The following is a 12,221-nucleotide window of genomic DNA, read 5'->3' as shown; positions in this document are numbered from 1 at the left end:
TGGCGCCGGGCATGCCGAGCGGTGCGCCGCGCGGGCGCACCAGGCCGTGCGATGGTACCAGCCGGCCCGCGCACGCCCCTGCGGCGTGGCCGCTATGGTTGCCGACGGCGCTCGCGCGAGGCAAGGAAACTTATTGCATTTGGATATGCGCGGCGCCGCGGCGCAGGGGTCATGCCCCGACCGCGAGCGGCGCTTCGGCCTGCCGCCAGCGCAGGTTCTCCGGCCGGCGTAGCCCCAAGTGCTCGCGCAGCGTGGCGCCCGTATAACGCTCGCGGAACAGCCCGCGCCGGCGCAGTTCCGGCAGCACCAGTTCGATGAAGTCATCGAGCCCGCCCGGCAGCCAGGGCGGCATGACATTGAAGCCATCGGCGGCCTCGCTCTCGAACCACGGCTGCAGCTGGTCGGCGATGGACTGCGGCGTGCCGTGGATCGACCAGTGGCCGCGCGCGGTGGCCACGCGCAGGCACAGCTGACGGATGGTGAGCCCCTCGCGCCGGGCCAGGCCGGTAACCAGCTGGAAGCGGCTCTTGGCGCCGTTCGGTTCGGCCAGGTTGTCGGGCAGCAGGCCGTCCAGCGGATAGCCGCTCAGGTCGATCCCGCCCAGGTGCTGCGACAGCAGGGCCAGCCCCACCGACGGATGGATCAGGCTTTGCAGCGCTTCGAATTTCTCCTGCGCCTCGGCCTCGCTGCGGCCCACCACCGGGAACACGCCAGGCAGGATCTTGAGCTGGTCGGGCGTGCGGCCATAGCGCGCGAGCCGCGCTTTCAGGCCGCGATAGAAGGCCTGCGCATCGGCCAGCGACTGCTGCGCGGTGAAGATGACCTCGGCGGTGCGTGCCGCCAGCTCCTGCCCGGCCTCGGACGAGCCGGCCTGCACGATCACCGGATGGCCCTGCGGCGGGCGCGGGACGTTGAGCGGCCCGCGCACCTGGAAGTGCGCGCCGCGATGGTCCAGCGTGTGCAGCTTGTCCGCATCGAAATGCCGGCCGCTGTCCTTGTCGTACAGGAAGGCATCGTCCTCCCAGGTGTCCCACAGCCCGGTGACCACGTCGACGAACTCTTCGGCGCGGGCGTAGCGGTCGGCGTGCGCGGGATGACGTTCGAGGCTGAAGTTGCGTGCTTCGGCATCCGACCACGACGTCACCACGTTCCAGCCCGCGCGACCGCCGCTGAGGTGGTCGAGCGAGGCGAACTTGCGCGCCACGTGAAAGGGCTCGTTGTAGGTGGTGGAGACGGTTGCCACCAGGCCGATGCGCTGCGTCACCGCCGCCAGGGCCGACAGCAGCGTCAGCGGCTCGAAGGGGGCGGGGCGCGCGGGGGGCGGGGGGGGGGGGTCGAAGGTGGCGGCGCGCGCGGTGCGCGGCAGGGTGGCATCGTCCATGCCGCGGATGGCGACGCCGTCCGCCAGGAACAGCGCATCGAATCCCGCGGCCTCGGCGCGCTGCGCCAGCGCGATGTAGTGCGCCAGGTTGCGCCCGGCATCGGCCTGCGCGCCCGGATGGCGCCACCCGGCGACATGGTGCCCGGTGGCCTGGAGAAAGGCGCCCAGATGCAGCTGGCGCGGCGGCTTTTGCTGTGGCATCGATCGTGCTCCCCGGAAGAAACTGGCTGGATCAGGCCGCTTGCCGTTGCGCGGCACCGGCGGACTGGTTGGCCGGCGCCGCGCTTTCGCTGCGCACGCCCGCCTTCACCGCCTTGCTGCGGCGGCCATCCACACCGACTGGTATATCGCCGGCCACGGTGGCCCGGCGCACCACGCGGTGCGCGTCGCCATAGTCGTTGATGGCGTAGTGCTGGGTGGCGCGGTTGTCCCAGATGGCGACGTCGCCCGCGCGCCAGCGCCAGCGCACGGTGTTCTCCAGCCGGTGCACATGGCCCTGCAGCACGGCAATCAGGTGCGCTGAATCGGCCGACGAGTAGTCCAGCAGCTTCTTGACGAAGTGGCCCAGCACCAGCGTGCGTTCACCGGTTTCCGGATGCACGCGCACCACCGGGTGCTCGGTCTCGTAGAGCGCCGAGGTGAATACCTTGCGGTAGCGCTTCAGCCCTTCGTCGCTGGGATTGACGCGCGTGGCCGCGTAGTCGTAGTCGTTGGTGTGCAGCGCCCACAGCTTGTCGGCCAGTTCGCGCAGCGGCTCGGGCAGGTCCTGGTACGCGGCGGCGGTGTTGGCCCACACCGTGTCGCCGCCGGCGGCGGGCACGGTCACGGCGCGCAGCACCGAGACCGCGGGGTAGGCCAGGTCGAAGGTCACGTCGGTATGCCAGGAGTTGGCGCGGCCGCCGTGCTGCGAGTCCAGCTCAAGCAGCTGCGTGCCGTCGCGCGAGGGCACGGTCGGGTGCGGCACGGTGTCGCCGAACAGGCGCGCAAAGCCCTGCTGCGCGGCATCGTCCAGATGCACCTGGTCGCGGAAGAACAGCACCTTGTGCCTGAGCAAGGCTGCGCGGATGGCGGCGAAGGTGGCGGGCGGCAGGTCGCCGTGCAGCGCGACGCCGCGGATCTCGGCGCCGATGCGGCCGGCAACCGGGTGGATGTCCAGCTGGACGGTCTGGTCTTGCGTGGCGTTGGCTTGGGTCATCACGAAGCTCCGGGGATGTAAGAGGGTTGGGTCAGGCGAGTTCAGGTTCGGGGGCCCGCTGCACGACAGGCTCCTGCCCGGCGAATTCGCGCAGCACGGCATCGCGCGCCCGCGCGAAGGGAAGCCCGGCGCGTTCGCGCGGATGCGGCAGGTCCACCGGCAGGATGCGGCGGATGCGGCCGGGCCGGGGTTCCATCACCACCACGCGGTCACCCAGGAAGACGGCTTCCTCGACGTCGTGGGTGACCAGGATCATGGTGATGCCCTCGGCCTGCCAGATGCGCTGCAGCTCCTGCTGCAGGTAGGCCCGCGTCATCGCGTCGAGCGCGCCGAAGGGCTCGTCGAGCAGCAGGATCTCGGGGCGCGTCACCAGTGCCCGCGCAATTGCCACGCGCTGCGACATGCCGCCGGAGAGCTGGTGCGGATAGGCCTGCTCGAAGCCGCGCAGGCCAACCAGCGCGATATGCTCGGCCACGTTGCGGTCTTTCTCCGCGTCGCTGCCCGGCGTGTTGAGCAGCGCCAGCCGGATGTTCTGTTCCACCGTCAGCCACGGGAACAGGCGATGCTCCTGGAACACGATGCCGCGCTGCAGGCTGGTGCCCGATACGCGCTTGCCGTCCAGCAGGATCTCGCCGCGGTAATCCTCTTCCAGGCCCACCACCAGCCGCAGCAGCGTGGACTTGCCGCAGCCGCTGGCGCCGACGATGCTGACGAACTCGCCCGGGGCGATGGTCAGGGTGATGTCCTCGAGCGCGGGCAGCGCCCGGCCCTCGACTTCGTACTGCTTGTGCAGGTGCGCGATGCTTAGCGTGCCGGCATGTGGCATTTGTGGTCTCCGTTCAATAAGGGGCAGCGTGGCTCAGCCCGCGGCCACCGAGCGCCCGCGCCAGGCAAGCAGGCGGGATTCGATGCGGCTGGCGATCCAGTTCAGCGTGAAGCCGACCAGGCCGACCACGATCACGCCGAAAATCACCAGGTCCATCCAGAAGTTCTCGCGGCCGTCGGTCATGGTGTTGCCGATGCCCTTGCCGGATACCAGCAGGTACTCCGCGCCGAGCGTCGCCAGCCACGCATAGATCAGCCCCAGGTGGATGCCGGCGAAGATCGACGGGGCCGCCGACGGCAGCACCACGCGCCACAGCACCTGGGTCCGGTTGAAGCGCAAGACGCGCGCAACCTCGAGCAGGTCGGCTGGCACGGCGCGGATGCCTTCGAAGGTGTTCAGCACCACCGGGAAGAATGCGGCCAGCGACAGGAACACCACCTTGGCGGCATCGCCCAGCCCGAACCAGACCGAGATCAGCGGGATCCATGCAAACAGCGAGATCTGCTTGACGGTGTGAAAGCTCGGGCCGACCAGGCGTTCGAACAGGCGCGACAGGCCCAGTGCCGTGCCGAACACCAGCCCGGCGCTGGCGCCGATGGCAAAGCCGGCGAGGTCGCGCCACAGGCTGGCAGCCAATGCCGTGGCCAGCGCGCCGCTCTGCACCTGGCGCACCGCGGTGTCCCAGACGCTGGAGACTGGCACCAGCAGCGGCGAAGTGGTCCAGCCAAAGCGCACGGCGGCCCACCACAGCGCGAGCAGCGTGAGCGGCAGCACCCAGCCGCGCAAGGCGCGGGGCAGGCGAATACGGGGGCGGATAGCGGAAGTGGTCATCGCGGCCTCGCCTCAGAAGCCCGGCTTGCGCCAGCGCAGCACCGCGCCTTCGGCCAGCGCCAGCGTCTTGTCCAGCGCAAAACCCACCACGCCCACCACCACCACGGCGGCCAGCACCATGTCGAGTTGGAACAGCTGGCGCCCGTAGACGATCATGTAGCCCAGCCCCTCGGACGAGGCTAGCAGCTCCACCACCACCAGCGCCAGCCACGCGTGCGTCAGGCCGTAGCGCACGCCGTTCCACACCGGCGCGGCCGCGGCGGGCAGCACCACGCGCGACAGCGTCTGCCAGCGCGTGAGCTGCAGCACCCGCGCCACTTCCAGGTAGCGGGTCGGCACGCTGCCGATGCCCTTGTACGTGTTCAGCGCCACCGGCACGAAGGCGGCCTTGGCGATCAGGATCACCTTGAGCGCCTCGTCGATGCCGACCAGCAGCATCAGCAACGGCAGCCAGCCCAGCACCGGCACCTGGCTGAAGGCCTTGAAGGTCGGGTAGACGTAGTCGCGCAACGTCGGCGACAGGCCCATGGCCGCGCCCAGCGCCAGGCCGCCGGCCAGCCCCACGGCAAAGCCACCGGCCACGCGCAGCGCGCTGATGGCCAGGTTGGCCTGCAGTTCACCGCTTTGCCAGAGGTCGGCCAGTGTGCGTGCGACGTCTTCGGGTGCGGGCAGCACCTGCGGCGGAATCCAGGCATTGCGGGCGGCCACATACCAGACCAGCAGCAGCGCCAGCGGCACCGGCCAGGCCAGCAGCCAGCGCGTGGCATCCTGCCAGCGCAGTGGCTTGCGCGGGGAAGGCGCGCGCGGCGCCGCGGCGGCGGGCAGTGAAAGCGATTCGGCGACGGACATGGTGTCAGGCTCCCAGGATCTTGCCGTTGGGTTGGTAGACGGGCCAGTAGCTCTGCAGGCTTAGGTCGTTGAGAGCCGCCCTTAGGAAGCGCTGGTCGATCCACTGGTCCACGTCAAAGCGCGCACGGCTCAGCTTGAAGCGATAGGCCTGCTCGACCGCATCCTTGTAGCGGCTGACCAGGAAAGGATCGAAATTCGGGTTCAGCCGCACCCGCAAAGGCTCGCCGTCGAAGTCCTCCTTCCAGTGGTCATAAGGCGTGCCCGCACGCGCCCAGGTGCGCAGCACTTCTTCTCGATGGCTCTCGTCCGAGGCCCACCGCGCCGCCTCGACCGCGGCCTTCACCAGGTGCTGCGTGGCCTCCGGATAGCGCCCGGCAAATTCGTCGCTCACCAGCACGTGGCTTTGCCGTGTGTAGATCGGCGACTGGTTCTTGCTGGAATACAGGATGCGCACCGCGCCCTTGTCGCGCAGGCGCAGGATGTCCATGGCGCCGATGGCGGCGTCGATGTCGCGCGTGGACAGCGCCGCCAGGTAGCCGGCCGTGTCCAGGTTCAGCAGGCGCAGGTCCTTGTCCGACAGCCCGTTCGCTTCCAGCAGGCGCAGCGCCGGCAGATGCATGTTGGTGCCCTTGAACAGCGACACGCGCTTGCCGCGCAGGTCGCTGACCGTCTTCAGCGGCGAATCGGGTGGCACCCCCACGTAGATATTGGCGCGCACGCCGGTGGCCAGCACCAGCCGCGTCTTCAGGCCCGCGGAGCGCGCCACGATGGACGGCAGGTCTCCTTGCAGCGCAAAGTCGAGCTGGCGGTTGGCCAGCGCCTCGTTGACGGCGGGGCCGGCGCCCTTGAAGAAAAACCACTCCACGCGCGTGCCGGTTGGCTTGAACGATTCCTCCAGCCAGCCGCGCGCATGGGCAATCGCCAGCGAGCTGCCGGCAAAGCTGGGCGGGGTTCCGGTGGCGGGCTGGGCCACGCCGACGCGGATCACGTCAGGCCGCGCGGCCGGGCTGGCGCTGAACGCGGACAGCGGCGACAGCGACGCGGCCATCCCCAGCCCGGACCAGGCCGCGCAGCGCAGCAGCTCGCGGCGGGTCAGCGTGGGTGCAGCGGTGGCATCGGGGCGCGGGGTCGTCATCATGCAGACCTTCTTGAAGTGGAGGACGGCTCCACGATAAGCGGCGCTGCGCGCGGACCTGAACGAATCATTCCGGCTTTGGTTATCGGCCCCGCGCATATGGCGCGCAGCGCGGCGTTGGCATATCGGCATGCATTCTTCTTCGTTGGCCGAGTGCCGGTGCTGTCCTACAGTCTGCGCATTTTGATCGCTACCAGACTGACCACGCCCTCACGATGAGCAATGACCTGACTTCCGGCCGCCGGCGCTTCCTGCAGCGCGGGGCGGTGCTGGGCGCCGCCGCGGCCGGCGCCGCTACTGCGGCGCGCGCTGAACCCCTGACGGTTGCGCCGTGGACACGCACGCCGGGCGAGCCCGTGCTGTGGCATGCGTACGGCCAGCCGTCGCCGTTCGAGAAAGACGTGGTGCGGCGCAGCCGCAGCGCGGCGCCGCTGCCTGGCGCCAACTCGTCGATGACGCCGCTGCAGGACCTGCGCGGCATCATCACGCCGACCGGGCTGGTGTTCGAGCGCCATCACGCCGGCATCCCGCTGATCGACCCGGCGCAGCACCGGCTGGCGGTGCACGGGCTGGTGGCGCGCCCGCGCATCTTCACCATGGACGACCTGGTGCGCCTGCCGTCGGTGTCGCGCATCCATTTCCTGGAGTGCTCGGGCAACACCGGACGCGAGTGGAAGGCGCCCGGTGCGAAGTCGGTGCAGATCAGCCACGGCTTGTTGTCTTGTTGCGAATGGACCGGCGTGCCGTTGTCCGTGGTGCTGGACGAAGTCGGCGTAGCGCCGGAAGCAGCGTGGGTGCTGGCCGAGGGCGCCGATGGCGCAGCCATGACGCGCAGCGTGCCGCTGGCCAAGGCGCTGGAAGACGCGCTGCTGGTCTATGCGCAGAACGGCGAGATGCTCCGGCCCGAGCACGGTTATCCGCTGCGGCTGTTCCTGCCGGGCTACGAAGGCAACATGTCCATCAAGTGGCTGCGGCGCCTGAAGCTGGGGCGCGCGCCGTTCATGTCGCGCGAAGAGACTTCGAAATACACGGATTCCCTGCCCGACGGCAGCGCGCGGCAGTTCACCTTCCTGATGGACGTGAAGTCCGTGATCACCTTCCCCGCGCCGGATCACAAGCTGCGTGAGCGCGGGTTCTATGAGATCTCGGGCCTGGCGTGGTCGGGTCACGGGCGGATCCGCCGCGTCGAGGTGTCGGTCGACGGCGGCCGCAGCTGGCGCGAGGCGCAGTTGCAGGAGCCGGTGCTGGACCGCGCGCTGGTGCGCTTCCGTCTGCCGTGGCGCTGGGATGGCGGGCCAGCTTCGCTGGAGAGCCGCGCCATCGACGAAGCCGGCAACGTCCAGCCCACGCCGGACCAGCTGGTTGCCGCGCGCGGCGTGGCTTCCACCTATCACTACAACGCGATCCAGCGCTGGCGCGTGGCCGCGGACGGGAGCATTGCCAATGCGCGCGCTTGAACGATTCAGCAGTACCGTCGCGGTGCTCGCGCTGGCCTGCACCGCGCAAGCGGCCGTTGCGCAGACCTATGGCATAGGCCGCCCCGCCAGCGAGCGCGACCTTGCCGCGTGGAATATCGACGTAACCCCGGACGGCACGGGCCTGCCGCCGGGCAGCGGCACGGTCGCGCGGGGCCAGCAGGTCTATGCGCAGCACTGTGCCGCATGTCACGGCGTCAATGGCGAAGGCAAGCCGGCCGATGCGCTGGTGGGCGGGCAGGGCACGCTGAAGGACGCCGCCAGGGGCAAGGACCCCGTCAAGACCATCGGCAGCTTCTGGCCCTATGCGACCACCGTATTCGACTTCATCAACCGCGCCATGCCCTACAACGCGCCGCAGAGCCTGGCGCCGGACGAGGTCTATGCCGTCACCGCGTGGCTGCTGCACAAGAACGGCATCCTGCCCGCAGATGCGGTGCTTGACGCGCGCACGCTGCCGCAGGTGAAGATGCCGAACCGCGATGGCTTCGTCGCCGACGCGCGCCCGGATACGGCCAACGTGCCGTGCCGCAGCGGTTGCCCCGGCAAGCCCTGATGGCCTGCCAATGTCGAGACATGGATATGCGATAAGCGGATAAGGGCCAGCGATATGATTCGTTGACCGTGCAATGGCCGGCTCTCTACAGTGCAAGCTTGTACGCGGCATCCCGGATGCCGCATCGGCTTCCCCCGTATGCCAGAGCTTGCCATGACGACCGCAACCGCCCACGCCAGTGTTTCGCGCCAGCAGAGCGCGCCGCTTTCCACCGCATTGTCCGCAGACGCGGGCAACTTCGAGATCCGTCCGCTGGACGCGCCGCTGGGCGCGGAAGTGATCGGGCTCGACTTGTCGCAGCCGCTGTCCGACGCGGATTTTGCCCGCATCCATCGCGCCGACCTCGACTACCACGTGGTGGTGTTCCGCGACCAGCAGATCACGCCGGCGCAGCAGATCGATTTCAGCCGCCGCTTCGGGCCGTTGCAGATCCACGTGCTGCACCAGTTCCAGCTGCCGGGCCATGCGGAAGTGCTGGTGGTGTCCAACGTGGTCGAGAACGGCAAGCCTATCGGGCTGGGCGATGCCGGCCACTTCTGGCATTCGGACCTGTCGTACAAGGAAAAGCCCAGCCTCGGTTCGCTGCTGCATGCGCGCGAGCTGCCCGCCGAGGGAGGCGACACGCTGTTCGCCAACATGCACCTGGCCTGGGACACGCTGCCGGCGGCGCTGCAACGCGCCGTCGATGGCCTGCAGGCCGAGCACACCTACCTGGCGCGCTACGCCGAGCTGCAGCAGCGCAGCCCGTGGCGGCCCAACCTGACGCCGGAGCAGATCGCGCAGGTCAGGCCGGTGCTGCAGCCGGTGGTGCGCACCCATCCGGAAACGGGGCGCAAGGCGCTCTTTGTCAGTGAGCACTTCACCACCCGCATCGTCGGCCTGCCCGAGGATGAAGGCCGCGACCTGCTGGACCAGTTGTTCGCGCACAGCGTCAAGCCCGCCCACATCTACCGCCACCAGTGGCAGCCACATGACCTGGTGTTCTGGGACAACCGCTCGCTGCTGCATCTTGCCGCGGGCTGTCCGCCGGAACTGCGGCGCGTAATGTACCGCACCACCATCGAAGGCGACGTGCCGCGCTGAAGGCGGCAACGGTATCGCAAGTCATCCCAGGGCGCTCGCAGCGGCGAGCGCCGATCCACCATATTCCCCGGAGTCCTGATCATGTTCACTCGTTTTTCCCGCAAGCTCGGCCTGCTGGCGCTGAGCGCCGGCCTGGCCATCACCGGCGCCGCGCACGCAGAAGGCAAGCTGCGCATCGCCGAGCAGTTCGGCGTGGTCTACCTGCTGCTCAACGTGGCGCGCGACCAGCAGCTGATCGAGAAGCACGGCAAGCAGCAGGGTGTCGACATCAAGGTCGAATGGACCCAGCTGTCGGGCGGCGCCGCAGTCAATGATGCGCTGCTTTCCGGTGCCATCGATATCGCCGGCGCCGGCGTGGGCCCGCTGCTGACGCTGTGGGACCGCACCCACGGCAAGCAGAACGTGCGCGGCGTGGCGTCGCTGGGCAACTTCCCGTACTACCTGGTCAGCAACAACCCCAAGGTGAAGTCGATTGCCGATTTCACCGAGAAGGACCGCATCGCGCTGCCGGCGGTGGGCGTGTCGGTGCAGTCGCGCGTGCTGCAACTGGCTGCGGCCAGGCAATGGGGCGACAAGGAATACAACCGCCTCGACAAGTGGACCGTGGCGGTGCCGCACCCGGATGCGGCCGCGGCGATCATTTCCGGCGGCACCGAGATCACCGGCCACTTCGGCAATCCGCCGTTCCAGGAGCAGGAACTGGCGGGCAACCCCAACGCGCGCATCGTGCTGAATTCGTATGACGTGCTGGGCGGCCCGAGTTCCTCCACGGTGCTGTACGCGACCGAGAAATTCCGCAGCGACAACCCCAAGACCTATCGCGCCTTCGTCGATGCGCTGGCCGAGGCCGCGGCGTTCGCCACCGCCAATCCGGAAGCCGCCGCCGATATCTACCTGCGCCAGAGCAAGGCCAAGACCGACCGCGCGCTGCTGCTGCGCGTGCTGAAGAACCCGCAGGTGCAGTTCCGAGTGGCGCCGCAGAACACCTTTGCGCTGGCCGCTTTCATGCACCGTGTGGGCGCGATCCGCAACCAGCCCAAGTCCTGGCAGGACTATTTCTTCCAGGACCCGGTCACCGCGCAGGGGAGCTGAGCATGGCCACCCACAACCTGCGCGTGGTGTCGGACCGCGCCACGCCCTTGCTGCAGGTCGACGGCGTGTCGCTGGAATACCGCACGCCCGAGCGCATCGTGCGCGCGACCCATCGCGTCAGCTTCGACGTGCATGCCGGCGACCGCTTCGTGCTGCTGGGCCCGTCCGGCTGCGGCAAGTCCACGCTGCTGAAGGCGGTTGCCGGGTTCGTTCCGCCCAGCGAGGGCGAGATCCGGCTCGAAGGCCGGCGTGTGCTGCAGCCCGGCCCGGACCGCATCGTGGTGTTCCAGGAGTTCGACCAGCTGCCGCCGTGGAAAACGGTGGTGCAGAACGTGATGTTCCCGCTGCGGCAGGCGCGCAAGCTGTCGCGGGCGGAGGCGCGCGAGCTGGCGCTGGACAGCCTGCACAAGGTGGGGCTGGCCGATTTTGCCGATGCCTACCCGCATACGCTTTCGGGCGGCATGAAGCAGCGCGTGGCGATCGCGCGCGCGCTGGCGATGCGCCCCAAGGTGCTGCTGATGGACGAGCCCTTTGCCGCGCTGGACGCGCTCACGCGCCGGCGCATGCAGGAGGAGCTGCTGGCGCTGTGGGATGACGCGGCCTTCACGCTGCTGTTCGTCACGCATTCGATCGAAGAAGCGCTGGTGGTGGGCAGCCGCATCCTGCTGCTGTCGCCGCACCCGGGCCGCGTGCGCGCGGAACTCAACAGCCACCAGTTCAGCCTGGCCAGCCAGGGCGGCGCCGAATTCCAGGCCGCCGCGCAACGCATCCATACCTTGCTGTTCGACGAGCCTGCCGCCGAGGCCGCGCCGCGTGCGCGCAGCGCGGCGGGCCGCTGAACCGGGACATCGCATCATGACGCAACCGACACTGACACTGGCCGACACGCTTCGGCCCGAATACGAGCGCGAGCCTGAACCCTTCACCGAAGCCCCGCTTGCGCGCGCGCTGCCGTGGCACCAGCGCCTGTGGCAACACGGCTGGCTGCGCAAGGCGGTGATCCTGCTGGCGCTGGGGCTGATCTGGGAGCTGGTGGCGCGCGTGCAGGACAACGACCTGCTGCTGCCGTCCTGCCTGGCCACGATGCGCGCCTTTGCCGACGCGGTGGGCAGCGGCGAGCTGCCGGGCAAGGCGGCGATTTCGCTGTCGGTGCTGCTGCGCGGCTATGCGGCCGGGATCGTGCTGGCGTTCGTGCTGACCTCGCTGGCGGTGTCCACGCGCTTCGGGCGCGATGTGCTGGACACGCTCACCGCCATGTTTAACCCGCTGCCGGCGATCGCGCTATTGCCGCTGGCGCTGCTGTGGTTCGGGCTGGGCACCAAAAGCCTGGTCTTCGTGCTGGTCCATTCGGTGCTGTGGCCGCTGGCGCTGAACATGTACGCGGGCTTCCAGTCAGTGCCGCCGACGCTGCGCATGGCGGGCCGCAACTACGGCCTGCGCGGGCTGCGCTATGTCGCGCTGGTGCTGGTGCCGGCGGCGCTGCCGGCGATCCTGTCGGGCCTGAAGATCGGCTGGGCCTTTGCCTGGCGCACGCTGATCGCGGCCGAGCTGGTGTTCGGCGCGTCGTCGGGGCAGGGCGGGCTGGGCTGGTTCATCTTCCAGAACCGTAATGAGCTCTATACCGACCGCGTGTTCGCGGGGCTGGCCGCGGTGATCCTGATCGGGCTGCTGGTGGAGGGGCTGGTGTTCACCACGCTGGAGCGGCTGACCGTGCGTCGCTGGGGCATGCAGCACTAGCCTTGCCCGACGGCGGCATGAAGCGTAGGCTACGGCACCGGTAATCAACCGGAGCCCGCCC

Annotated in this window: 12 protein-coding genes; 6 read left to right on the top strand and 6 right to left on the bottom strand. The window is 69.2% G+C overall.

The window, feature by feature from the left end; all coding sequences use genetic code 11:
- Positions 1–169: 169 nt before the first annotated feature.
- Genes CF68_RS22670 through CF68_RS22645 form a run of 6 tightly spaced genes read right to left on the bottom strand, consistent with a single transcriptional unit; the run spans position 170 to position 6,217 of the window.
- A complete protein-coding gene (locus tag CF68_RS22670) occupies positions 170–1,582 on the bottom strand; it encodes an LLM class flavin-dependent oxidoreductase (protein WP_035823142.1) in 1,413 nt (470 codons plus the stop codon).
- Between the two features lie 31 nt (positions 1,583–1,613).
- Positions 1,614–2,576: a TauD/TfdA family dioxygenase gene (locus tag CF68_RS22665; RefSeq protein WP_035823140.1), complete on the bottom strand. Its 963-nt coding sequence runs from the start codon at positions 2,574–2,576 to the stop codon at positions 1,614–1,616.
- A 31-nt stretch (positions 2,577–2,607) separates the two neighbouring features.
- The gene (locus tag CF68_RS22660; protein ID WP_035823137.1) at positions 2,608–3,402 is read right to left on the bottom strand and encodes an ABC transporter ATP-binding protein; all 795 of its coding nucleotides are present in this window, start codon (positions 3,400–3,402) and stop codon (positions 2,608–2,610) included.
- Between the two features lie 33 nt (positions 3,403–3,435).
- Positions 3,436–4,233, bottom strand: coding sequence for an ABC transporter permease (locus CF68_RS22655; protein ID WP_035823135.1), 798 nt, complete (start codon positions 4,231–4,233; stop codon positions 3,436–3,438).
- Between the two features lie 12 nt (positions 4,234–4,245).
- On the bottom strand, positions 4,246–5,082 hold the full coding sequence (locus CF68_RS22650) for an ABC transporter permease (RefSeq protein WP_035823133.1): 837 nt from the start codon (positions 5,080–5,082) through the stop codon (positions 4,246–4,248).
- A 4-nt stretch (positions 5,083–5,086) separates the two neighbouring features.
- Complete coding sequence (locus CF68_RS22645; protein ID WP_051591642.1) at positions 5,087–6,217, bottom strand: ABC transporter substrate-binding protein; 1,131 nt, start codon at positions 6,215–6,217, stop codon at positions 5,087–5,089.
- A gap of 215 nt (positions 6,218–6,432) precedes the next feature.
- Here CF68_RS22645 and soxC point away from each other — a divergent pair, with 215 nt between their 5' ends.
- The 6 genes from soxC (at position 6,433) to CF68_RS22615 (ending at position 12,160) form a co-directional block, all read left to right on the top strand.
- Complete coding sequence (soxC, locus tag CF68_RS22640) at positions 6,433–7,674, top strand: sulfite dehydrogenase (RefSeq protein ID WP_035823131.1); 1,242 nt, start codon at positions 6,433–6,435, stop codon at positions 7,672–7,674.
- Positions 7,661–8,248, top strand: a complete 588-nt coding sequence (locus CF68_RS22635) for a c-type cytochrome (RefSeq protein WP_035823129.1) — start codon at positions 7,661–7,663, stop codon at positions 8,246–8,248. Before soxC ends, CF68_RS22635 begins: the two co-directional genes overlap by 14 nt.
- 153 nt (positions 8,249–8,401) lie before the next feature.
- Positions 8,402–9,331 (top strand): TauD/TfdA family dioxygenase, encoded by a 930-nt coding sequence (locus CF68_RS22630; protein ID WP_035823299.1) that lies wholly within the window; start codon positions 8,402–8,404, stop codon positions 9,329–9,331.
- Between the two features lie 81 nt (positions 9,332–9,412).
- The gene (locus CF68_RS22625) at positions 9,413–10,423 is read left to right on the top strand and encodes an ABC transporter substrate-binding protein (protein ID WP_035823127.1); all 1,011 of its coding nucleotides are present in this window, start codon (positions 9,413–9,415) and stop codon (positions 10,421–10,423) included.
- A gap of 2 nt (positions 10,424–10,425) precedes the next feature.
- Complete coding sequence (locus tag CF68_RS22620; RefSeq protein ID WP_035823124.1) at positions 10,426–11,262, top strand: ABC transporter ATP-binding protein; 837 nt, start codon at positions 10,426–10,428, stop codon at positions 11,260–11,262.
- A 16-nt stretch (positions 11,263–11,278) separates the two neighbouring features.
- Positions 11,279–12,160 carry an ABC transporter permease gene (locus tag CF68_RS22615; RefSeq protein ID WP_035823122.1) on the top strand — a complete coding sequence of 294 codons (882 nt, stop codon included), beginning with the start codon at positions 11,279–11,281 and terminating at the stop codon, positions 12,158–12,160.
- The last annotated feature ends 61 nt before the right edge of the window (positions 12,161–12,221 follow it).

Origin of the sequence: Cupriavidus sp. SK-4, assembly GCF_000611125.1 — a bacterium.
In the GTDB taxonomy this organism is placed as follows: Bacteria; Pseudomonadota; Gammaproteobacteria; order Burkholderiales; family Burkholderiaceae; genus Cupriavidus; species Cupriavidus necator.
The sequence above is the reverse complement of the archived record's forward strand: the minus strand, read 5'-3'. Positions and strand labels throughout refer to the sequence as shown.

Coding starts and splice junctions, on each gene's coding strand:
- CF68_RS22650 (WP_035823133.1), bottom strand. CDS start 5,082: ATGTCCGTCGCCGAATCGCTTTCACTGCCCGCCGCCGCGGCGCCGCGC.
- CF68_RS22645 (WP_051591642.1), bottom strand. CDS start 6,217: ATGACGACCCCGCGCCCCGATGCCACCGCTGCACCCACGCTGACCCGC.
- CF68_RS22655 (WP_035823135.1), bottom strand. CDS start 4,233: ATGACCACTTCCGCTATCCGCCCCCGTATTCGCCTGCCCCGCGCCTTG.
- CF68_RS22660 (WP_035823137.1), bottom strand. CDS start 3,402: ATGCCACATGCCGGCACGCTAAGCATCGCGCACCTGCACAAGCAGTAC.
- CF68_RS22665 (WP_035823140.1), bottom strand. CDS start 2,576: ATGACCCAAGCCAACGCCACGCAAGACCAGACCGTCCAGCTGGACATC.
- CF68_RS22670 (WP_035823142.1), bottom strand. CDS start 1,582: ATGCCACAGCAAAAGCCGCCGCGCCAGCTGCATCTGGGCGCCTTTCTC.
- CF68_RS22625 (WP_035823127.1), top strand. CDS start 9,413: ATGTTCACTCGTTTTTCCCGCAAGCTCGGCCTGCTGGCGCTGAGCGCC.
- CF68_RS22615 (WP_035823122.1), top strand. CDS start 11,279: ATGACGCAACCGACACTGACACTGGCCGACACGCTTCGGCCCGAATAC.
- CF68_RS22630 (WP_035823299.1), top strand. CDS start 8,402: ATGACGACCGCAACCGCCCACGCCAGTGTTTCGCGCCAGCAGAGCGCG.
- CF68_RS22620 (WP_035823124.1), top strand. CDS start 10,426: ATGGCCACCCACAACCTGCGCGTGGTGTCGGACCGCGCCACGCCCTTG.
- CF68_RS22635 (WP_035823129.1), top strand. CDS start 7,661: ATGCGCGCGCTTGAACGATTCAGCAGTACCGTCGCGGTGCTCGCGCTG.
- soxC (WP_035823131.1), top strand. CDS start 6,433: ATGAGCAATGACCTGACTTCCGGCCGCCGGCGCTTCCTGCAGCGCGGG.